Genomic DNA, 501 nt, shown 5'->3' with positions numbered 1-501 from the left:
TACAAAAACCGTTTGATTGCTGCCGTTAAGATCAACGGTTGTCATATCTATTCCATTCTGTTTGAAATAGATACCTGAATCGTCTGCGCTAAATGAGGTCAGCTCACTGCCATCTGCACCATAATTTAAGTCGCCTTCTACAGGGTCTTGGAACAGTTGAACGGTTCGCGTTCCCTGCCCTTCAACACGAGTGATGGAACTATCGTAAATCGTTGGAACATCATCTGTGATCGTCACAGGAAGATTGATACCTGCGGTATCGCCATCCACATCCGTCGCAAAAACAGGCAGATTGAGCGTCAGTAAATCTTCGCCCTGAACACCATGATCCAGTACGCCTTCTAGCGTGAATTTGTATGTTCCGTCAGCATTTATCACCAGAGTAAATACCGACTTTCCATCTGGCGTTTGACCTTGGTAAGTGTAGTTGTTGTTATTCACACCAGTTTGTACGAGCGTGACCGCTTGGCCGCCTGACGTTACCCCGCTGATTGGGTTGCC

1 protein-coding gene is annotated in these 501 nt (G+C 46.9%); it reads right to left on the bottom strand.

Going from position 1 to position 501, the window contains the following annotated elements:
* The coding region (locus tag R7E78_RS31095) for a hypothetical protein (RefSeq protein WP_318059270.1) at positions 1–501 on the bottom strand (501 nt) is incomplete at both ends.

The organism is Vibrio sp. YT-19(2023), from assembly GCF_033337395.1.
This window is presented reverse-complemented; position numbering and strand designations above follow the sequence as displayed.